Source organism: Sphingomonas sp. A2-49, from assembly GCF_025548555.1.
Lineage (GTDB): Bacteria > Pseudomonadota > Alphaproteobacteria > Sphingomonadales > Sphingomonadaceae > Sphingomonas.
The window spans coordinates 661,459-681,488 of sequence record NZ_JAJLPA010000001.1 but is presented as its reverse complement, the minus strand read 5'-3'; the positions used below and the strand labels follow the sequence as shown (position 1 = coordinate 681,488).

Genomic DNA, 20,030 nt, shown 5'->3' with positions numbered 1-20,030 from the left:
CGTCAGCTCTTGCGCCAGCGCGCGGTAGGCCGCCACCCCTAGCCGATGGGGCTACGGGCGCCCCTCTCAGGAGGGCGCTACGTCAGCTATCCGCGTCGCTATCTCCGATAGCTGCATGGCGGGAAAGTCCCCAATGCCGGTCGATTTCGACGGCGCCGGTGAGCAAGCGCCGATGGCAGCATCGAGGATCGGCCAGTTTGGCGACTGAAGCCGAGTGTATTGCGCAGAGCGGGCCAAACAGTTGTCCGAGGGACTGCCCGAGGCGTGCACTTGAGAGAGAGAGAGAGAGAGAGAGAGAGAGAGCGATCGCTACAGGAGCCCAGCAACTGCTGCATGAACAATTCGCTCTGCGAACGCGCCATTGCGCCTCAGTCTCTAGCTTGGTCCGTCAGCTTGCCCTCAATCCAGCTGTCGATTTCGCCCTCGGACCACGCAATCGCGCGAGGGCCCAACTTCCGCGCTTTCGGGAATGATCCGAGTTCCATCAGCCGGTAAATGGTTGAGCGACCGAGGCCGACCCGCTGTCTGACTTCGGGCAGCCTGATGAGGCGTTCCGAGGATCGGGAGAGATGAGCTTGCATCAAGCTGTCCTTCGTTGAAGCTACCGCGACCTCTCCCCAGTGGTCGGCTGCTAGTGGGTTAGGCGGTACGTCCGGGCGAGAAGTCGCCAAGACGCTGTTCTCGTTCGATCAGGTCGTGGATGTGGTGGGCAATCCGCTGCGCGACAAAGCGCGCGGCCTGCGTTCCCCAACGGGGGTCGACCCGATCGCTGGTTTCGCCAATTTCCGCGGCGAGCGCATCGGGGAGAGCGGCCACCATCATTTCCAAGAAGCCACCGAGTCCTGAGCGTGCCCAATCGGTCGCGAGATCCTGACGATCGAACAGTGCCAGCGTCAGTGTGCCGCGGGCCGGCAGCCCGGCTTCGTGCAGGATCGTCGCCGCTTCTTCTAGACTCATGTGTCGGGAGCCCTTCAGCGTACGGCTTAATTGATCCTTGGAGAGCCCGACGCGGGAAACGAGGTCGCGCTGGCTCACGCCGCTCTCGTCCACGAGATCGGCGACCACGGCATGCAGCGGCGCCGAGGTAAAAGGTGGAGGGTCGGCATTGGCGGGCACGAAATATCTCCAATTATCGAGTCGCACCGCACGCTAGCGCCAACATGGCCTGTAGGAAAACAAAACAGGAACATCCTAGCGGGGTATAGGCGTGCGGGTCGGTTCTCGATGGCGTGCCAGACGACCGAATCGAATTGTAACTGAAGCGAATCAGGCGAGAAGCGGAAGTTGCGACAGCTGTCGCGACGTTGAGCGCTGCCCTGATGGACCAGCGCGATCCCCGTCGCGGAAAGTAGGAAGATTCCAAGGACAGCCGCGATGGCGATCGCAAAAGCCGCGACGAAAGCGGCAATCTGTTCTCCTGATGTTCCTTTCTGTTGAGGCAGCCCGGCGAGGCGCGCTTGGTGACTGGGCGGTCGGCGTTCGGCCGCACCGACACTCCCACGGAGACGCTCTCGATGCACAGCCTCAAGCTCCCGCTGGCCCGCGCCAAACTCGGCCGCGCCAGTGATTACGTCCTGCCTGCCGTCGGCCTCATGCTCTGCGCGACCGCAGCCTATGCCGGCGCGGACGCAACCTTCAGCCCGGCGCTGACCAAGTTCACCGACTTCCTCGAGGGTTCGGGCGGCAAGATCATTGCCGTGCTCAGCCTCGCCGGCGGCATTATCGGCATGGCGTCGGGCCGGTTCAGCCTCGGCCAGGTGGCGCTGCCCGTCGGCGTCGGCATCGGTGTCGGCACTGGCGTGCCGATCGTCACCTCCACGGTCACCGCGCTCATCTGAGCGCGGGAAAAGAGGGCGGGGCGGCAGCCATGTCTGACAAGTATATTGTTCCCAGGCGTCTCGATGATCCCGAGCTCATCGGCCTTTGGACCCTTGATGAATTCATGGGGCTGGCGATCCCGTTCGCCTGGGGCATTCTCACCCAGCATATCCTGATTGGCATCATACTCTCCTGCGGAGCGTGGTTTGCGCTGCGCAAGGCAAAGGCTGGCCGGGCCAGCTCGTGGGTGATCCATGCCGCCTATTGGTATCTGGGTGCGACCTTCGTCAGGCTGAAAGCCACTCCGCCCTCCCATTGCCGCCTGCTGGCCGGCTGAGGGAGGACGATATGCTCGCCGACATTGCGCACCAGCGCAGCCAGTCCTTGTTGCGGCAGCGCAAGGTGCTGCTGCTTGCCGCCGCCGCCTCGTTCGTCACCAACATCGCCCTGTTCTCGGCATTGTCGTCGAAGGACCGCGAGATCGTCCTGCAACCGATCGCGACGCGTCCCCTGACGATCAGCTCGTCGGGTGTCGAGGCCGATTATCTGGAGCTGGTAACCCGCGACGTCGCGCTGATGCTGCTCAACCGATCGCCCGCCGGCCTCGACTATTGGATGGAGCAGATCCTGAAGCTTGCCGACCCGGCGGCGCACGGGGCGCTCAAGGCCGAGCTCGTCAAGATCGTCACCGAGCAGCGCGGCTCGGATGTCAGCCAAGCCTTCGTGATCAACGGCATGACGGTCGATCCCAAAGGCCTGACCTCTGAGGTCGAGGGTGACCTCAAGACCTTTGTCGGCGGCCAGGTGATTGCCAGCGAGACCAAGCGGTTCCGCTTCGGCTGGAACTACGCCGGCCTTCGCCTCTCCCTCACGAGCTTCGCGCTCGTCCATTCGCCCAAGGAGGCACGTCCGTGATCTGCATCCCCCCCACTTGGCTGCTTGCGGCCGGCGCGACCTCGGTCGTGGCTGGCGCGTCGCGGCCGATCGATCTGGGGCTGAAGCCGCTGGGCTTCGCCTTGATCGGCGCGGCCCTGGTGCTCGGCGCCTCGCCTGCCTGGGCGGACCAGTACCGGCAGGCCGCCGACAATGCGCGTGTCGACTGTGTCGTCTCGTCGCGTGACCTGACCCGCATCGCGCTGGTCGGCGACGGCTTTGCGAGCGTCAGCAAGGTGTCGACCGGCTACCCCTATAACGACTTCACCGTCACCAACGAGCCGATCCGCGGCGACATCTATCTGTCCGTTCCGGACGGGTTCGCCGCGCGCTCACTGAGCTTCTTCGCCACCTCGAAGAAGGGCTATGTCTACAAGTTCGCCTGCATGATCGGCGGCGACGAAGCCGAGCAGATCTTCGTCACCAACCCGGCACTGGGTCTCGAAAAGGCCGCGGAATGGGAAGCGAGGTCCGGCCCGCGCGAAACCGCCGTGCGGCTCATCCAGGCCATGGCCACGTCCGCGACCGTGGACGGCTACCAGCTGCGGCAGGTCGCCGCCGCACCCACGCGCATCGGTGACCTCAGTGTTCGCTTGATCGCCGAGTATCGCGGCGCAGCGCTCGTCGGAAAGGTGCTCCGCATCGATAACCGCGGGACGAAGCCGGCGTCCGTTCGCGCGAGGGATATCGCACCCTCCCGCACGCTGGCGCTCAGCGTTGCAACCCCCGAGCTGGCACCCGGCGCAGCCACCAGCGTGTGGCTCGTCGGCATGGCGGGAGAGGGGGCATGGTGAGCTCCACCCAGCCGCACATGCCGGTCGATACCCGCGACGCCGAGGTGCCGGCCGGCGGCGCGCTCGGCGCACTCAACGCAAAAACCGCGCGGCGTCAGAAGATGATCCTGCTTGGCGGCGGCGGGACCGTCGCGCTGCTCGGCGCCTGGTTCGTGCTCGGCGGCTCACCGGATGGCGGCATCGCCAATCCCGACGCACCGCAGCGGATCGAGACCGACGGCATCGTCAATCGCGATCTGAGCCAGAAGGAGTTCGTCGCGATCTACGGCAATCGGCTCGACGCGCAAGCGCGGCAGCTGAAGGCGCTCGAGGACGGCCGTACCAACCCGAGCGAGCTGCAAGCCAAGCTCGATGCGCTCGCCGCCGAAAACCAGGCGATGCGGACCGACGGCGCGCGCACCATTGACGCGCTCTCGGCCGAGAATGCCGGGCTGCGCGCAGAGGCCAGCCGCGCCGCGCAGAGCCCACCGGCGACCACGCCCGCATCGGCCTACGGGCCCGGCGGCAGCTATTCCGCACAGGGCTCGTCGGTACCGTCCGGCTCGCCGTTGTCGCCCGATCTCGCAGCCACGCCGGGCAACGAGGCTGCGCCGCCCGAGCGTCAGGTCAAGACATTATCGTTCGGCACAGGTGCCCCCGAGAGCGCAGGAGCGACCAAGACGGGGCTTCGGTCCGGTCGTCCCGGTGCCCCGGCGATCGAGGTGGAGGACAGTCCCGAATATCTTCCGCCGAACAGCTACGCTCCGGCGCGTGTCATTGTCGGCGTCGATGCCTCGGCAGGCGTCACGAGCCAGACCGACCCGCTCCCGGTTGTCCTGCGGATCACCGGACCGGCACGATCGGTGGTGAACAACGGCAAGCTGCTCACGACCCGCATCCAGGGTTGTGTCGTCAACGGGGCGGCGCGCGGCGATCTCTCGGCAGAGAAGGTCTATGTGAAGCTTGCCAAGATGACCTGCGACCAGCCCGGCGGCCGGGTCGCGGTGAGCGAGGTCAAGGGCTTCATCAGCTTCGCCGGCAAGACAGGCGTGCGCGGTCGCGTCGTCAGCCGCGAGGGTAGCCTTGTCAGCCAAGCGCTGATCGCCGGGATCGTCGGCGGGTTCGGCCGGGGCTTTTCGGCCAATGCGAACAGCGTCTTCTCCGGGATCACGCAAGGTTCCGACGGCAAGCGCGAGAAGCTGTCGCCCGGCGACATCGTTACCGGCGGGCTCGGCCAAGGTGCCGGCGACGCCGCGGACACGGTCTCCAAATATCTGATCGAGCGGGCCGAGCAATACCAGCCGGTCATCGAGATGCCGACCGGCATCGATGTCGAAATCGTCTTTCTGGACGGCGTTTACGTGAGGAACACGCAATGACTTCTTCTGTCTTTTCTCGAGCACTGCAGCTCGATCGCTTCAGGCGGCTCGAAGGCCGTGCTTTCTGGACGTTGCTGTCGGCCGCGTCGCTCGGCGTCGGTGTCAGCACCGGCATGCTCGCCAACGCGGTCGCTGCGCACGCGTCGACGCCGACGATCGCGGCCGGCGCGGAAGCAAAGGCGGTGCTTGCCGCGCTCGCCAAGCGCCTGCCGAAGACCGTGATCAATGCGGTCGACTGCGGTGGGCTCGGCGGGATCTGCGAGGTCGTCGCGGGCACCACGCTGTTCTACGTCGATCGCGGTGCGCGCTACCTGATGATCGGCCGCGTCTACGACATGGAAACGCGGGCGGACCTGACCGCGACGCGGCTGCTGGCGCTCAACCCCGACCTGCTCGTCGCCGGCGCGGCGCGCCAGAAGGCAGAAGCCGACAAGACCGCGCCGCCTCAGGCCCCCGCAACGCCAGCCAAGGTGAACCTCGGCGAGCTGCCCGCCGCCGGCGCGATCCACTGGGGACCCGCAAACGGACCCAAGCTTGTCGTGCTCAGCGATTTCGCCTGCAGCTATTGTCGCCGGCTGACCGAAGAGCTGCGCGCCATCGGTGCGCGCGTCGAGGAGCGACCCATCTCGATCTTCGGTGCCGCCAGCCGGGACATGGCCGAGCGCGTGCTCTGTTCGAATGACCCGGCGCGTGCCCTGCACGCCGCCTATGAGCAGAAGGCGCTGCCGGTTGCCGGCAAGTGCGACACCGGCGGGCTCGACGCCAATGAGGCGTTCGCCAAGCGGCACGGTTTTGGCGGCACCCCCGTCATCATCCGCGCCGATGGCGCGGTGCTCGAGGGCTTCCGCCCGGCGGCACAGCTCAAGGCGTTCGTCGCCGGGGGTGCGGCATGATCCGCACCGTACTCCGTCGCGATCGCCACGTCCGCCTCATTGCTCGGGCAGGGCTGTACGGCACGGCGCTCGCAGCGCTTCTGGCGAGCACCGGCTGCGCCACGCTGGGCGGGAATGTCAGCGGTGATTTCGCCTGCCGGGCACCCGACGGCACATGCTCGCCGATGTCGGCGATCGATGCCCGCGCGGTCCAGACAATGGTCGGCTCAGGTGACGCCGAGGCGGATCAGAAGCCCAGCGCCCAGCAGCAGCCGTTCCGGTCGACGCAAGGTCCGGGGCCCGTCGGCCGCACCGGCGAGCGAACGCTCCGGGTCGTGTTCCCGGCGCATGTCGATCGTTCCGGCGTGCTCCACGACGAAGCCACCGCGCATGTCGTCGTCGAGGATGCCGCCTGGACCATGAAGCCGGTCGGCTCCGCAAACGGGGCAGCTTCCGGCGAGGCCAACGCCACCCCCAGTTTCGAGATCTCGCGCAGTTCCGCCCCTTCCTCCCTGCGCGAGGTAATTGCTGGAGCATCTGCTCCGGCAATCGAGGGGCTTGAGTCACTCCCCGCTCAAGCCCCTCACCCTATCACCGCGGTCGGTGCGCTCCCCCGGACCGGCATCGTGCCAGGACCCACGCCGGAGGCGATTGCCGCGGCTAAAGCCGGGCGGCGCATCGCCCGGCCCGCGACCATCGATCTCAGCAAGGTGCCGCTCGAGCGTTCGCAGACCTTGCCGGTCATCAAGGGCATCGGCCCTGCACCGGCTCCGGCCAGGGGCACGCCATCGACTGGCATCGCGGGGGCCATCGCGGCGGGGCGAGTCCGCGCCCTCGCCAAACCTGCGATGGAGCAGCTCAGTCAGCCGCCAGCCGAGCCTGATCTCGACGGCGTGTTCGCGCCCGCGACCAGCCCGAAGGACGCGCCGAAATGAGCCTGTCCTTTCGCACCCTCTATGACACGCTGTCGCGCGGGCTGTTCGGAGACGTCGATGCGCAGGAAGCGGCGCGTCCGGTGATCGGTCTCGACATGCTGTCGAGCTTCCTGCCGTACCGCGTCTACGAGCCCACCACCCGGCTGTACCTCAACGCGCGATCGATGGGCTTCGTGCTCAACGTGGCACCATTGGTCGGCGCGGACGAGCGGACCGGCGACCTGCTCGGTCAGTTCTTCTCCGAAGGCCTACCGGCGGGTGCCTGCGTTCAGATCGTCCACTGGGCTTCCCCACGCATTGGCCGCAACATCGCGCCATGGTTCCTGCCGCGCTATGCGCGGGGCGGGGTGTATGAAGCGATCGCGCGGCGTCGCGCGGCATGCCTCTACGACCTCGTCTGGACCAGCGGCTCGGCAAGCGCGCCCTTCCATGCCCGCCATCATCAGATCCTCATCTCGGTCGGTGTTCCGGCGGGTAGCGCCACCAGCAAGGAAGAGCTGGTCGCTGTTCGCGAAAGCCTGACGGGCGTGCTGCGCTCGCTCGACGTCCCCGTGGCCAACGTCGATCCTGTCCAGCTGATCGCTTTCCTCGATGATCTGACCTCGCCGACGACCGCGCCGCAGGACGACGCCATCGACTACAACCCGCTCGACCCGATCGCCGACCAGGCGATCCGTCGCGACATCGAGCTGGTCGTCGAGGAGAGCCGGCTGTGCCTGCGCACCGAACGCTTCCGGTCGACCGGTGCCACGGACGAAGGCGCACCCGAGATCGGGGAGATCTATCCCGACCGTTTCGACGTCCGGCATTTCGGCGTGCGCAACATGCCGACGCGCTGGGCGCCGTGGGAATGTGCTCGCCTGATCGGGGACTTGTTCACCGACAAGCTGCGCATGCCCTGTCCCGCGGCGACGATGCTCTGCCTCGTCTATCCCGACCAGGAGGCTGCCTCGGCGCGCGCGGGCATGAAGTTCCTCCGCACGACTTCGCTCAGCGAAGGCCGCTCGGCCCGTTATCTGCCGAAGCTGCGCGAACAGGCGGCCGAATGGCGCGAGGTCCAGGCGCAGATGCAGGAGGGGCGCCGGCTGGTGCGCGCCTTCTACGGGGTCACTGCCTTTTCGCCCGAAGGGCAGGGCGACCGCAACGAGCGCACGATCAAGTCGCTGTACAAGGCGGCTGGCTGGGACCTCGCGGACGAGCGTTACCTGCAGATCCAGGGGCTGCTCGCGGCCATGCCGATGACCTTGGGCGACGGGCTCGGGACCGACATGGAGCGGTGCAAGCGCATGCGCACCATGCTCTCGACGACGGCCGCCAACATCGCGCCGGTGCAAGGCGAGTATCTCGGCGGCAACGTCCCGCATCTCCTGTTCGTCGGGCGGCGCGGCCAGCCCTTCTTCTGGTCGCCCTTCGAGAACGGAGCGGGCAACCACAATGTCGCGATCCTCGGCAAGTCGGGATCGGGAAAGTCGGTGCTGCTGCAGGAGATGTGCGCAGCTTTGTGCGGAGCCGGTGCCAAGGTCGTCGTGATCGATGACGGCCGCAGCTTCATGAACTCGTGCCGGCTTCAGGGCGGCGCGTTCATCGAGTTCACGCTGGCCTCGGGCTTCTGCCTCAATCCCTTTTCGATGATCGACGCCGACCGAGTGGCCGCAGACGAGGATTATCGGCTCGACTGCATGGCGATGCTGAAAAGCATTGTCGGGCAGATGGCGCGGTTCATCGACCGCCTGACCGACACCGAGCGCGGCCTGATCGATCAGGCGGTGAACCAAGTGTGGGAAGCCGCGGGGCATGCAGGCTCGATCGACGGCGTCGCGCGAGCGCTCACCGACACCGGCAATCCCGATGCTGCCAACCTGGCGATTGCGATGGGGCCGTTCCTCTCGGGCGGCACCTACGGTGGGTTCTTCAATGGGCAGGCGACGCTCAGGCTCGAGGCGGACTTCACCGTGTTCGAGATGTCGGACCTGGCGACGCGGGAAGAGCTGCGCTCGGTCGTGCTGACCGCGATCATGTTCATGACCAGCCAGGCGATGACGCGCACCCCGCGCTCGGTGAAGAAGCTGCTCCTGATCGATGAGGCCTGGAGCATGCTCAAGGGCGGCTCGATGTCCGAATTCGTCGAGACCTATGCCCGTACCGCGCGCAAATACGGTGGCGCGCTGGCGACCGCGACGCAGTCGCTCAACGACTTCTACAAGTCGGGCGGCGCGACCGCTGCGCTCGAGAACAGCGACTGGATGCTGGTCCTCCAGCAGAAGCCCGAGACGATCGCCGACTTCCGCAAGTCCGAGCGGCTCGACATGGACGATCGTACCGAAAGTCTGATCCGCTCGCTGAAGCGCAGCGGCTCGGAATATTCGGAAGTGTTCATCCGCGGCCCCGAGGTCCAGGCGCTCGGCCGGCTGGTGCTCGATCCCTATTCGGCAACGCTCTTCTCGTCCTCGCCCGACACCTATGCCGCCATCGAGCGCCGCATGGCTGCGGGCGACACGATCGAACAGGCGCTCGAGGCCGTGGCCTTCCCGGATGCGCCTCAGACCTCGAGCACAAGGGAGGCGCAGCATGCCCGCGCCTGATCCCCGGCCTCTGGGTAGCCGTAGGGTGCGGCTGCGGCGTTTTATAGCGGATGCGTGCCACCTGGCGCTGAGCACCACGCTCTGGCTCGGCGGGACGCTGCTCGTCACGCTCGGGACGATTCTGGCAGTGGTTATCCTCGCCGCCGATGCCCGCTTGCCGATCCTGTTCGCGCACCTCGACAATCTCGCGAGCCACTATCTCGCCGCCGACGCCGCACGCCGGGCCGAGTTCGATCTCGAGCTTGTCAGCCTCACGGCTGCGCTCGCGCTGCTGTTCCTCGTCGCCCGGCTGCCTGCCTTTGCCGACCGCATGCGGCGCGAGCTGTCTCGAAAGGACGAGCAATGAGGGATGCCATCACCCCAAGGCCGGCGCGGCGCACGATTGCTGGATGGCCTGTAGCGCACGTCGTGGCGACGATCCTCCTGCTCGCGGGCCTGGTCTGGGCGGCCTGGGCAACGCGCCTGCTGCTCGACCTATCGAAGCGGCAGATCGTGTCGGTCAGCCTGTCGACGCTGGTGGGCGACTTCGTTGCTGCCGAGAGCCGCAACGGCGGCACCCCCGAGCAGACCGCGAGCCGCACCGCCGCCTATCTCGCCGCCATCAACCGGTCCGTCAGCGCGCTGGGTGCAGATGGCACCACTGTCCTCGTCACCGAGGCGACGCTTGGCAAGAGCGTCCCCGATCGCACTGAGCTTGTCCGTACCGAGGTCAAGCGCGCGCTGGAGGGCGGTCATGACCCTCGTTGAGACGCAGCCGGCGCCCGCCTTCTGGGGCACGGCCCGGCGCCGGCGCTATCTGATCTATGCTGCGGTCGGCATCGGCCTGGTGAGCCTCGGCGAGCTTGCCCGCTGGAGCGATGACCACGCGTTGCTGGTCAATGCCACGACCAGCCTGCCGAACTGGGCGTTTCTGATCGATCGGCAGCGAGTGCCGGTCCGCGGCGACTTCATTTTCTTTGAGCCGCCGCCTGGACCCTTGCTCGCCCGTCATTTCGGCGCTCGCCCGCAGCCGTTCGGTAAGATCGTCTATGGCGTCGCCGGCGACCGGATCACGCGGCATGGCCGGCTGTTCTCCGTCAACGGCAAGCCGGTGGCGCTTGCCAAGCGCGCGACCCGGTTCGGCGAGCCGCTCTCGCTTGGGCCCACCGGTACCATCCCGCGCGGCTGCTACTTCGTCGGCACGCCCCACCGCGACAGCTTCGACAGCCGCTACGCCGCGATCGGCTGGGTCTGCCGTCCGCGCATCATCGGGGTGGGGAGGGCGATCCTGTGAAGCGGCTCCTCCTCCTTTCCAGCGCCATGATCCTGTCCCTCATGTCGCAGGCGGTCTCCGCGCGCGACTATGGTCAGCAGGGCGCGGTGTTTCCGGTGATCGAGACTGATCTGCTGTCTGTCATCCAGAACAAGCTCACCACAATGCAGGCGTCGGGCGCGCTCGATCGCGCCAATCGCGAGCTGGCCGCGCGCACCGAAGCGCGCGTCAAGCGGCCCCCGCCGGTCAAGGGGATCGTCGTCGCGAGCCAGTCCAGAAGTTGGATCCACGACCCCACCATCACGGTCGAACAGGACCTTCGTGACGGCAAGGGTCGCGTGATCGTGGCGCGGGGGACTCGCGTGAACCCCCTCGACACCGTGCCCTTACGCCAGCGGCTTGTGTTCCTCGACGGTGACGACCCAGAGCAGGTTGCCTGGGCCAAGACCAAGACGACCGCGCTGAACGCCAAGCTCATCCTCGTGCGCGGCTCGCCCTTCGCGCTGATGAAAGCCGAGCAGCGCCGCTTCTACTTCGACCAGTCGGGGACGCTTACGACCAAGTTCGGCGTGCGCGCGGTGCCGGCGGTGATCGAGCAGGTCGGGCGGACGCTCAAGGTCAGCGAGATCGCCATCCCCAAAGCAAAGGAGGGCGGCAAGTGACCGCACATACTCCAAATCCGCCGGCGTGGCTCGTGGCGGCGCGCCAGCGCCACCAGCAGCGAGTCCGCCGCACCCGCATGACGCTCATACTGCTCGCCGCCGTCATCGCACTGGCCGCGCTCGTGCTCGCGTCGCCGGCGCGCGCTGCCGGCGCGCCAGGTCGCTGCACCGGCCGGTTCGTCAACCCGATTACCGACATCTGCTGGAGCTGCCTGTTCCCGATGTCGGTGGGCGGCCTCAAGATCTGGCCGTCGATCGCCGGGCGTCCTGATACCGACAATCCGAACCTGCCGGTCTGCAATTGCGGGATCAGGCCCGGCATCGCGATGGGTTTCTGGGAGCCAGTCCGGCTCGCCGACGTCAGCATGAAGCCCTGGTGCTTCGTCAATCTGGGCGGGCTGAAGCTCGATCCGGGGTTCGACATCGGGTTCAAGACGATCGCGGGCCCGAGCGCGGTCGGTGGCAAGGCGCAGAACACCAGCGGCTGGCATGTCCACTGGTACGCCTATCCGCTGATCTACTGGATGGAGATCGTCACCGACTTCCTATGCCTCGAGACGGGCTCGATCGACATCCTGTACCTGACCGAGATCGATCCGCTGTGGCAGGACAGCGAACTCACCGCCCTGATCAACCCCGAAGCGGTGCTGTTCGCCAACCCGCTCGCACTCGCTGCCTGTGCTGCCGACTGCATCGCTGCGACCGCCAAGCTGCCGACCGATCCGCTGTTCTGGTGCGCCGGTTGCCAGGGGACGATGTACCCGCTGAACGGTAACGTCGGCGCCTCGATCGGCCACGTGCAGGCCTCGCGGCTCGCACTTGCCCGCTTCGCCTACAAGCTCCACCGCGAATTCGTCGCTTGGGGCACGATGGGCTCGAAAGGCCTGTGCGGCAAATATTTGATGCCGGTGATGCGCAAGCAGCAATACCGGTTCCAGGCCACCAATCCCAATCCACAGACCGGCGGGCGCTACGCCTGCGCGCCGATCGGCGCCTCCACGACCTTCATGTCGGCCGGCCAGGTCTATCCCGCGATCGGAGAAGATATGGGCTATCTCGTCTGGCGCAAACGCAATTGCTGCGTGCTGTGATGCGCCGTCTTCCTCTCGTGATCGGCGCCGTACTGACCGCCATAGGTCTCGCGCTCGGCGTTGCCAGCGGCGGTGGCGCGCAGACTGTCGACGGGCTCGCTCTCGCCAAGGTGCGCGAGCGCGCCAAGCTCTCGCCCGAAGATGCCGAGGCGTTCGGCAGCGTCATCGCCAGGCGTGGCGAGGCCGTGAGGGCGCAAGCCGCGCAGAGCGCAGCCGCCGCCCGGGCGAACGCCGCGCGGCATGCGCGCACCGCCGTTGCCAGCGTGCGGCCGGCCGACACGTTCGACTTCGACGCGATGGTGGCGGCAGCAGGCCGCGAGGCCGCTTGGAGCGAAGACGCTCCCCGGCTGGTGGCGTTCGCCAGTCTCTCCATGCCGGCCGCCTCGCTGCGCCAGATGATCGACGAGGTGGGCCGCGCCGGGGGCGTCGTCGTCTTCCGCGGCTTCCCAGGCAATTCGGTCAAGCAGTTTACCGGAGCGCTCGCGAGAGTCGTACCAGCCGGCGGCAGCAATGCGGTCGGGATCGACCCGCGCCTGTTCCGCGCCTTCGCGGTCACGACGGTGCCGACCTATGTCGTCACGTCGACCGACTTCGACCTGTGCGACGGGTTCGACTGCACCACCCAGGTGCCGCCGCACGACCGCATGTCGGGCAATGTCAGCCTTGGCCATGCGCTCGAGACCTTCGCGCAGGGCTCTGGACCGGGAGCGGGGATCGCCAACCTCTATCGGGCTCGCCTGGAAGGAGCACAGCGATGAGCCTCTTCAGCAGGAAGCCACGCGGCATCGCGCTACTTGTGATGCTGTTCAGCGCCGGCTTGGCCGGTAGTGGCGCGCTCGGTCAGGCCGGGAACCCAAGCCAAGCCCGCAACGATGGCAAGGCGTTTGCGGCCGAGATCGCGATCCGAGCGCAGGACGCGGCTCAGCAGACGCCGACGGCCGACAGCGTGCCGAACTTCGACGCATCACCGTCGCAGTCGTCGCTGTTCGACGATCCCGACGCGCTGGCCCGCGCCGCGGGAGCCGCCGCAACCAGTCACGAAGGCTATCAGGCGGTGCGCTCCTCATTCGATCGCCGAGCACGCATCGCGCCTGCGGACATCGAGGCGACGATCGCGCGTGGTCAAGCCGTGTCGGCCGATCCGAACACCTACGTCACCGGCATGGGCGTTGGTGGCGGGCAGGGGAGCTGTCGCGAACTGCCACCGGGCAGCGGCTCGGCCGGCAGCTATGAGGCGACCTGCAATGACGGGCTTGCGCTCGAGCAGAAGACCGAGCGCTGCATCATCCCACTCAACGTTTCCGTCACGAGCACGACGAGCCACCTCTACTATTGCAGCAGCTTCAACGCCGGCTTCAACCGTGCCGACGATTGCGCGGTCTTCGAGCCTTATATGGGCGGCACCTGCCGCCACGTCGGCTCGCATCCCGGCCGTTGCCTTCAGGGCTACTCCCGCAACGGCCAGCAATATTGCACCGAGCCCGGCGAGCCGATCGATGAGATCGCCTGCGATACGCCCGTAGCCGGCGGGACGCTCATCTCGACCAGCAACCAGAACAGGGTCTCCGAGGCGCGAGACGAGCGAGCCTGCGCTGCACTCAGCGCCGATGCGGGCTGCGTGGCGCAGGCGGAGACCTGCACCTCGAGCGATCCGGTGACGCGGACCGTGAACGGTGTCGCTGTCACGCGACCCTGCTGGGTCTGGGAGAAGAGCTATCAATGCGCGCGCGCGGTCCCGGCCCAGGATTGCGGGAGCCTCAACGCCAACCCGGCCTGCAGCTTCGCACGCCGCGAGTGCCTCAGCGAGGACGAGCCCTGCTCGACCTGGGAGCGCATCTATCGCTGCGCGATCCCCGACCAGGTCGGCCCGGACAAGCAGTATATCTGCGACGGCGACATCTACTGCATCAACGGCGACTGCGAGACGATCGACCGCCAGCCGAACGCCGAGTTCAAGGATGCCGCGGTCGCGCTCAACGCCGCGGCGCAGGCGGGGCGCGAGTTCGATCCCGATACACTCAGCCTGTTCAAGGGGACGCGCAACACCTGCAAGAGCGCGGTGTTCGGCGTGCTCAACTGCTGCAAGGGCAAGGCGTTTCCACTGATCCCGGGCAGCCAGCTGCTCGTTGCGCTCGGCTGCAGCCGCGAGGAGATCTTGCTTCACCAGCGCGATGCGACCGGGCTCTGCCACTATGTCGGTAGCTATTGCTCCAGCAGCGTGCTCGGCGTGTGCGTCACCAAGCGCAAAGCCTATTGCTGCTTCGAGTCCAAGCTCAGCCGCATCCTGCAGGAGCAGGGCCGGCCACAGATCGGCAAGCCCTGGGGCTCGCCGAAGCGGGAGACCTGCCTCGGCTTCACGGTCGACGAGTTCGCCCGGCTCGACCTGTCGCTCATGGATTTCTCCGAAGTCTATGCCGAGTTCCAGGACGCCGCGCGACTGCCCGAGGAGCTGAGCACGGTGGCTGCGGTCCAGCAGAAGATCACCGACTTCTACACGCTGAACGGACCACGCTGATGAGGAGTTCACTCCATCCACTCGCCGCCGTGGCGATGCTTCTGGCAGTGGCCTTGCCGACCGCTCGGGCCGCGATTGCTGCGGCACCAGCCCAGACGACCTCGACCCCACAGCAAGGCGATCGCTTCTATTGCGAGGACCGCCGGCTCGGGACCTGGTTCTACTGCGACCGGCCTAAGCCGGCAGAGCCGGACGCCACGCTACCGTCGGCTCCGACGCCGTCGGCTGCGGAGCAACTCGAGGCGGTCACGACCGAGCTGCGCGAGCTCAAGGCACGCGCGATCCTCGATCCCAGCCCCGCGAACGTCACGGCCTATATCCGCTTCCAACGCGCGCAGCTCGACCGCGCCTCGCTGTTCGGGGACGTGTGGCAGCGGGCGATCTGGCAGACGCCAGAGCTCGACTATACGCTTCAGCGGCCGGTCGGCACGGTTGCGAAGCGCCAGTGGCTGGATACCCGAAAGGCCGAACGTGACCGCACGCTCAGCCAACTCGGCAAGCGGTACGGTCTGTTTTACTTCTTCGCGCAGAGCTGCGGCGCGTGCTCGGTCATGTCACCGATCGTGAAGGCCGTGGCCGACACCCACGGCATCACCGTCCGCGCGATCTCGACCGATGGCGGCCCGTCCGAGACGTTCCCCCGCTACACCGTCGAGACCAACCAGCGCGCCGCGATGGGACTGACCTCGCAGGTGACGCCTGCTGTCGTGCTGTTCGACAGTGCCACCCGCACCCCCATTCCGATCGGCTACGGCGTCATCGCCGCCGACGAGCTGATGGACCGCATCTTCGCGCTCACCCAGAGAAAGGCCGGCAGTGACTATTGAACCCTCGTCGCCACGCCCGCGGCGTAGCCACTCCCAACGCGTCATCGCGGTAGCGAAGCGCCTCGTGAGGCGCGCGAGCGTGACCGTCGTCGCACTCGGCTGCCGCATCGGAGTCGCCGGCGCGCTCGTGCCGATGATCGTGCCGGTCGCGCCCGCAAGCGCCCAGGTCGCCAAGGCAATGGACGACTTCGTCCGCGACGCTGGCGGCGCGGCTAACGTCACCGGCCCAAGCGCGTTTCAGGGGCAGTCGGCCGGCTATTACAGCCTGGGCAACGTATGGACGCGCTTCCCCCAGAAGACGACCAACCTCGCCAATCTCCAGCTGCCCTCGGCGCGCGCGGGCTGCGGCGGCATCGATCTGTTCGCCGGCTCCTTCTCGTTCATCAACGCGAGCGAGATCGTCGCGATGCTGAAGGCAGTGGCGAACAACGCCGTCGGCTTCGCCTTCAAGCTCGCGATCGACACCGTCTGCCCCGAATGCTCGAAGGTCATGGATGAGTTTGCGCAAAAGGCGCAGATGATGAACGCGCTTAACATCTCGAGCTGCGAGGCCGCCCAGGCGCTGGTCGGGTCGGTCTGGCCGAAGGGCGATCTCGCCGACAAGGCGATCTGCGAAGCGATCGGCAACTCGGACGGGATCTTCTCGGACTATGCGGCCGCCAAGCATGGCTGCGGCAACAAGGGCGAGCGTCGCTCGACCATCGATGGCGCCGACCCCGCAAAGTGGGATGCGGTCAACTCGGCGGTGCCGCGCAACTACACCTGGCATGTGCTGAAGGGCTCGAAGTTCTTCAACGCCGGCGGCAGCTTCGACCGCGAGCTCGCCGAATATGTGATGACCATGGTCGGCACGATCATCTACGTGCCGCCGACCGATAGTGACCCAGGGCGGTTCCAGCCGCTGACGGGCGACACGACCTCAACGCTCGTCACTGCGCTGCTCGACGGCACCAGCGCGAGCGCGGTCCAGGTCTATGCCTGCGACACCGAGGACCAGTGCCTCAGCCCGACCCTGAAGCCACTCGATGTGCCGACCGTCAAAGCGATCCGCCCGCGGGTGACCGCGCTCATCGACGGCATGGTCGATGCGATCCGCACCGACAGCGCGATCACGCCCGAGCAGAAGGAGCTGCTGCAGATCGCCTCGGTGCCACTCTACAAGATCCTGACCGTGCAGGCGGCCTATGCCCGCGGGCTCTCGACCGACGATCGCTCGACCCTGGCCGAGATCGCCTCGATCGACCTGCTTTACGCCATCCTCGACCAGTTGGTGAGCGAGGTCGGCAAGTCGAAGGCGAGCTTCATCGCGGCCGACGAGGCCAAGCTGACGGCGTGGAGCGCGCAGATCAACACCGCGCGGACGACGCTCGCCGACCGGCAGCAGACCACGCAAGCGCGGATCACCGCCATCATGGCGATCATCCAGAAGACGCAGTTCCTCGAGAACGTGCTCGCCAACTCGATGTCGCCCGGCATGGCGGCGGCGCTCGACTGGTCGCGCGGCGTGAGCGCGCGCGGGCTGAACTAGGCGTGCCGCCGATCGCCGGGGCGCAGCGCCGGTGATCCACCAACCTCCAAGATGAGCACGGACAATGGCGATGGTTGAACTCTTCACGATCGGTGGCGGCGAGTATGTCGTGAACGTGCTCAACGCCGTTGCGGCCTGGACGGGAGACGGCGGCTACAAGAGCCTGCTCCAGGTCTGCATGGTGATGGGGCTGGGCTATTCGGTGCTGATCGTCGCGTTCAACGCCGACTGGCGCGCCTGGCTGAACTGGTTTCTGCAGGCAACGCTCATGTACATGGTGCTGATGGTGCCGCGACTCGATGTCCACGTCACCGATCGCATCAATCCGAGCCTCGCGCCGGCGCAGGTCGCAAACGTGCCGCTCGGGCTGGCAATGATGGCGAGCTTCACCTCGCAGGTGGGTGACTATCTGGTCGGCTCGGCAGAGCTCGTGTTCGGGTTGCCGGGGGACCTCGATTACAGCCGCAATGGCATGATCTATGGCTCGCGGCTGTTCGAGGCGACGCAGAACCTGCGCATCAATGATTCCGAGTTCGCCGCCAATCTCGATGAGCATTTCCGGCAGTGCGTCTTCTATGACGTGCTGCTCGGTCGCTACTCGATGGAGACGCTGAGCAACGCGCCGGATATCTGGGGCGCGATCGGACCCGGTAGCCAAGCGCGGGCGCAGCGCTTCCTGACCCGAGATGCTGGCGGGGCGGTCACCTCCTCAATAGAGACCTGCCGCGACGCGTACACGACGCTCAGCACGCAGTGGGCCGGTATGACGGACGATCTCGGTCGTGTCTTCGGACGGCAGCTCTACCCGCGGCAGAGCGCCGAGCTCGCCAAGGCTAAGCTGTTCGCCGATCTTCCCGTCGCCTATCGCTATTTGACCGGCGTCTCGGCCTCCGCCAGCGAGATCCTCAAGCAGACGCTGACAATCAACGCCATGAGCCAGGCGATGCACTCGGCCGCGGGCGCAACCGGCACCGGCAGCGTCGATGTCTATGCGCAGACCCGCGCGGAAATCCAAACCAAGCGGACCTACGGCTCGATCGCGCATTCGGCGATGAAGTGGGTGCCGGTGCTCAACATCGTGCTGACCGTCGTCTTCTACGCGCTATTCCCAGTGCTATTCCCGCTTTTCCTGATGCCCAAGAGCGGCCCGCTGGCGCTGCGGGGCTATGTCACCGGCTTCTTCTATCTCGCGGCCTGGGGACCGCTCTACGTAATCCTGCACATGGTCATGATGTTCAAGGGTGCGTCGGAGGTGGCCGGGGCAGGGGGCGGCAACGGGCTCACGCTGGCGAGCTTCACGAGCATGAGTGAGGCCAATGACGATATCGGCATGCTTGCCGGCTATCTCGTAGCATCCATCCCGTTCCTGGCCGGCGGCATTGCGAAGGGCGCGATGGCGATTTCGAGCCAGGCGACCAGCTACCTCAACCCTTCTCAGAACGCAGCCGAGGAGGCCGCTCGCGAGGCATCGACCGGCAACATTGGCGTCGGCAACGCCAGCTTCGACAACCAGACGATCCAGACGCGCCAGCACGATCAGTGGAACCAGGCGCCGAGCTTCACCTATGGCGCGGCGCAGACCCGCGCGTTTAACGAAACCGGCACGCTATCGACAAGCTTCGCCGCCAACGACCTGCTCGACGTACCCGTATCTAAGCTGCCGTTCAGCCCACAGGTGACGCAGTCAGTTGCGACCGAGGCCTCACGTGTCGCGAGTGAGACCCGTACGCGCGGCGAGACGCTGTCCAACCAAGCCAGTGAAAGCGTGAGCAACGCCGTCAACCGGTTCAACGAGTTCCGCCATGCGGTCAGCAACGACCAGTCGATCGCTAACAGCTATGGCGCCGAGGATCGCTCGAACATCACCAGCAGCTTCAACGAGGTCGATCAGGCATCACGCATGCTTCAGAGTCGGTTCGGGCTGCGTGCAGAGGTGGCAGACTCGATTGCGACAGAGAAGTTTGTGAGCGGGTCGGCAAGCTTAACCGCTGGTGCGGGAGGTAATTTTGGCGTCTTTTCTGGGGGTGTCTCCGCGACGGGTAGCGCCGGGATGTCGAAGAGATGGACAGACGGTGACACGGCATCGGTATCTCGTGAAGGATCAAGAATCCGGGATGCGCTGGAAAGCTGGTCGGCCAATCGCGGTTGGTCCGAGAACCGCGATGCATTTAGTCGGTCAGTTGAGACGAGTTCCCGTTCAGATATATCGAGCAGCGCCTCCGGGATCAGCTCTAGCATGACGGAAGCGCATAACTTCAGCCGAGAAGCGCGCCGGTTCTATGAAGAGGCAAACCGGCTTGAGGCGCGGTGGTCCACGCAAGATGGCGAGGGAGTTAGTGGTTCGCTTAATACCAGCGACGCCTTTCTTGCATTCGCACGCGCGGAAATTGCAAGCACGCCACTGGTGTACCGGCAATTCGACCCGGCGAACGGAACCCACTGGAGAAGCACCGATCCTCAGGTCGTGCTCGAACGCGACCTGTTAATGTCGAAGTATATCGAACATGTCGGAGCGGACATGCGCGCCGACATAGCAGGTCAATTGTTGGCACCGAATTCGGATGGATTAACCCAACCCTCGATATCCAACATTGATGATATTCGTGCCGGAGGCACCCTTGCCTCTCAATCCATCCCAACGCTAGCAGGCGCGCCTGGAGGGGAAGATCTGCTCGGCCGAGCTAACGATATCCGCGGCGAGGTAGTCCATGCTCAAGGGCGAGGGAAAGACAAGATCGAAAGAAATCGACAGGTCCGAGAAGAAGATACTTCTATCGCCGAGCGGCAGCCGGGGAAAGACGGCGTAGAACAAGTCAGAGAATGGAGCAGGTCCGTGCCTCTATCTCCTCTCAAACGAGACTGA

The 20,030-nt window shown here is 66.2% G+C and carries 20 protein-coding genes; 18 read left to right on the top strand and 2 right to left on the bottom strand.

Annotation, left to right across the window (positions count from 1 at the left end):
• Positions 1–368: 368 nt before the first annotated feature.
• Together LPN01_RS03250 and LPN01_RS03245 are read right to left on the bottom strand one after the other, a co-directional pair.
• Positions 369–581, bottom strand: coding sequence for a helix-turn-helix transcriptional regulator (locus tag LPN01_RS03250; protein ID WP_145147017.1), 213 nt, complete (start codon positions 579–581; stop codon positions 369–371).
• A 58-nt stretch (positions 582–639) separates the two neighbouring features.
• Positions 640–1,116 carry a helix-turn-helix domain-containing protein gene (locus LPN01_RS03245; RefSeq protein ID WP_145147015.1) on the bottom strand — a complete coding sequence of 159 codons (477 nt, stop codon included), beginning with the start codon at positions 1,114–1,116 and terminating at the stop codon, positions 640–642.
• 476 nt (positions 1,117–1,592) lie between these two features.
• Between LPN01_RS03245 and LPN01_RS03240 the strand changes: the two genes are divergently transcribed.
• From LPN01_RS03240 to LPN01_RS03155, 18 genes are all read left to right on the top strand, one after another.
• A complete protein-coding gene (locus LPN01_RS03240) occupies positions 1,593–1,838 on the top strand; it encodes a hypothetical protein (protein ID WP_410482789.1) in 246 nt (81 codons plus the stop codon).
• Between the two features lie 29 nt (positions 1,839–1,867).
• A complete protein-coding gene (gene traL, locus LPN01_RS03235; RefSeq protein WP_145147011.1) occupies positions 1,868–2,155 on the top strand; it encodes a type IV conjugative transfer system protein TraL in 288 nt (95 codons plus the stop codon).
• An 11-nt stretch (positions 2,156–2,166) separates the two neighbouring features.
• Complete coding sequence (locus LPN01_RS03230) at positions 2,167–2,733, top strand: type IV conjugative transfer system protein TraE (protein WP_262826894.1); 567 nt, start codon at positions 2,167–2,169, stop codon at positions 2,731–2,733.
• Positions 2,730–3,545 carry a type-F conjugative transfer system secretin TraK gene (locus LPN01_RS03225; RefSeq protein WP_262826893.1) on the top strand — a complete coding sequence of 272 codons (816 nt, stop codon included), beginning with the start codon at positions 2,730–2,732 and terminating at the stop codon, positions 3,543–3,545. Before LPN01_RS03230 ends, LPN01_RS03225 begins: the two co-directional genes overlap by 4 nt.
• A 17-nt stretch (positions 3,546–3,562) precedes the next feature.
• A complete protein-coding gene (locus LPN01_RS03220) occupies positions 3,563–4,903 on the top strand; it encodes a TrbI/VirB10 family protein (RefSeq protein ID WP_262827065.1) in 1,341 nt (446 codons plus the stop codon).
• Complete coding sequence (locus LPN01_RS03215) at positions 4,900–5,796, top strand: DsbC family protein (RefSeq protein WP_262826892.1); 897 nt, start codon at positions 4,900–4,902, stop codon at positions 5,794–5,796. Before LPN01_RS03220 ends, LPN01_RS03215 begins: the two co-directional genes overlap by 4 nt.
• Entirely contained in the window at positions 5,793–6,710 is a 918-nt protein-coding gene (locus tag LPN01_RS03210) for a hypothetical protein (protein WP_262826891.1), read from the top strand. Before LPN01_RS03215 ends, LPN01_RS03210 begins: the two co-directional genes overlap by 4 nt.
• A complete protein-coding gene (gene traC / locus LPN01_RS03205; RefSeq protein ID WP_262826890.1) occupies positions 6,707–9,292 on the top strand; it encodes a type IV secretion system protein TraC in 2,586 nt (861 codons plus the stop codon). Before LPN01_RS03210 ends, traC begins: the two co-directional genes overlap by 4 nt.
• Positions 9,279–9,638, top strand: coding sequence for a hypothetical protein (locus tag LPN01_RS03200; RefSeq protein ID WP_262826889.1), 360 nt, complete (start codon positions 9,279–9,281; stop codon positions 9,636–9,638). Before traC ends, LPN01_RS03200 begins: the two co-directional genes overlap by 14 nt.
• Before the next feature lie 62 nt (positions 9,639–9,700).
• A complete protein-coding gene (locus LPN01_RS03195) occupies positions 9,701–10,039 on the top strand; it encodes a type-F conjugative transfer system protein TrbI (protein ID WP_262826888.1) in 339 nt (112 codons plus the stop codon).
• On the top strand, positions 10,026–10,565 hold the full coding sequence (locus LPN01_RS03190) for a S26 family signal peptidase (protein WP_262826887.1): 540 nt from the start codon (positions 10,026–10,028) through the stop codon (positions 10,563–10,565). The genes LPN01_RS03195 and LPN01_RS03190 overlap by 14 nt, the downstream gene beginning before the upstream one ends.
• Positions 10,562–11,206, top strand: a complete 645-nt coding sequence (gene traW, locus LPN01_RS03185; RefSeq protein ID WP_262826886.1) for a type-F conjugative transfer system protein TraW — start codon at positions 10,562–10,564, stop codon at positions 11,204–11,206. Before LPN01_RS03190 ends, traW begins: the two co-directional genes overlap by 4 nt.
• Positions 11,207–11,283: 77 nt before the next feature.
• Entirely contained in the window at positions 11,284–12,297 is a 1,014-nt protein-coding gene (gene traU, locus LPN01_RS03180) for a conjugal transfer pilus assembly protein TraU (RefSeq protein WP_262827064.1), read from the top strand.
• Complete coding sequence (trbC, locus tag LPN01_RS03175; protein ID WP_262827063.1) at positions 12,297–13,055, top strand: type-F conjugative transfer system pilin assembly protein TrbC; 759 nt, start codon at positions 12,297–12,299, stop codon at positions 13,053–13,055. Before traU ends, trbC begins: the two co-directional genes overlap by 1 nt.
• A complete protein-coding gene (locus tag LPN01_RS03170; RefSeq protein ID WP_262826885.1) occupies positions 13,052–14,812 on the top strand; it encodes a conjugal transfer protein TraN in 1,761 nt (586 codons plus the stop codon). Before trbC ends, LPN01_RS03170 begins: the two co-directional genes overlap by 4 nt.
• Positions 14,812–15,639 carry a conjugal transfer protein TraF gene (locus LPN01_RS03165; RefSeq protein WP_262826884.1) on the top strand — a complete coding sequence of 276 codons (828 nt, stop codon included), beginning with the start codon at positions 14,812–14,814 and terminating at the stop codon, positions 15,637–15,639. Before LPN01_RS03170 ends, LPN01_RS03165 begins: the two co-directional genes overlap by 1 nt.
• Before the next feature lie 133 nt (positions 15,640–15,772).
• Positions 15,773–17,167 carry a conjugal transfer protein TraH gene (locus LPN01_RS03160; RefSeq protein ID WP_262827062.1) on the top strand — a complete coding sequence of 465 codons (1,395 nt, stop codon included), beginning with the start codon at positions 15,773–15,775 and terminating at the stop codon, positions 17,165–17,167.
• A gap of 70 nt (positions 17,168–17,237) precedes the next feature.
• The gene (locus LPN01_RS03155; RefSeq protein WP_262826883.1) at positions 17,238–20,030 is read left to right on the top strand and encodes a conjugal transfer protein TraG N-terminal domain-containing protein; all 2,793 of its coding nucleotides are present in this window, start codon (positions 17,238–17,240) and stop codon (positions 20,028–20,030) included.

What these genes read in the sequence shown, in the direction of transcription:
- LPN01_RS03190 (WP_262826887.1), top strand. Translation starts at nt 10,026, where the DNA reads ATGACCCTCGTTGAGACGCAGCCGGCGCCCGCCTTCTGGGGCACGGCC.
- LPN01_RS03165 (WP_262826884.1), top strand. Translation starts at nt 14,812, where the DNA reads ATGAGGAGTTCACTCCATCCACTCGCCGCCGTGGCGATGCTTCTGGCA.
- LPN01_RS03160 (WP_262827062.1), top strand. Translation starts at nt 15,773, where the DNA reads ATGATCGTGCCGGTCGCGCCCGCAAGCGCCCAGGTCGCCAAGGCAATG.
- LPN01_RS03170 (WP_262826885.1), top strand. Translation starts at nt 13,052, where the DNA reads ATGAGCCTCTTCAGCAGGAAGCCACGCGGCATCGCGCTACTTGTGATG.
- LPN01_RS03230 (WP_262826894.1), top strand. Translation starts at nt 2,167, where the DNA reads ATGCTCGCCGACATTGCGCACCAGCGCAGCCAGTCCTTGTTGCGGCAG.
- LPN01_RS03210 (WP_262826891.1), top strand. Translation starts at nt 5,793, where the DNA reads ATGATCCGCACCGTACTCCGTCGCGATCGCCACGTCCGCCTCATTGCT.
- LPN01_RS03250 (WP_145147017.1), bottom strand. Translation starts at nt 581, where the DNA reads ATGCAAGCTCATCTCTCCCGATCCTCGGAACGCCTCATCAGGCTGCCC.
- trbC (WP_262827063.1), top strand. Translation starts at nt 12,297, where the DNA reads ATGCGCCGTCTTCCTCTCGTGATCGGCGCCGTACTGACCGCCATAGGT.
- LPN01_RS03240 (WP_410482789.1), top strand. Translation starts at nt 1,593, where the DNA reads ATGCTCTGCGCGACCGCAGCCTATGCCGGCGCGGACGCAACCTTCAGC.
- traU (WP_262827064.1), top strand. Translation starts at nt 11,284, where the DNA reads ATGACGCTCATACTGCTCGCCGCCGTCATCGCACTGGCCGCGCTCGTG.
- LPN01_RS03155 (WP_262826883.1), top strand. Translation starts at nt 17,238, where the DNA reads ATGGTTGAACTCTTCACGATCGGTGGCGGCGAGTATGTCGTGAACGTG.
- traL (WP_145147011.1), top strand. Translation starts at nt 1,868, where the DNA reads ATGTCTGACAAGTATATTGTTCCCAGGCGTCTCGATGATCCCGAGCTC.
- LPN01_RS03215 (WP_262826892.1), top strand. Translation starts at nt 4,900, where the DNA reads ATGACTTCTTCTGTCTTTTCTCGAGCACTGCAGCTCGATCGCTTCAGG.
- traC (WP_262826890.1), top strand. Translation starts at nt 6,707, where the DNA reads ATGAGCCTGTCCTTTCGCACCCTCTATGACACGCTGTCGCGCGGGCTG.
- LPN01_RS03220 (WP_262827065.1), top strand. Translation starts at nt 3,563, where the DNA reads ATGCCGGTCGATACCCGCGACGCCGAGGTGCCGGCCGGCGGCGCGCTC.
- LPN01_RS03200 (WP_262826889.1), top strand. Translation starts at nt 9,279, where the DNA reads ATGCCCGCGCCTGATCCCCGGCCTCTGGGTAGCCGTAGGGTGCGGCTG.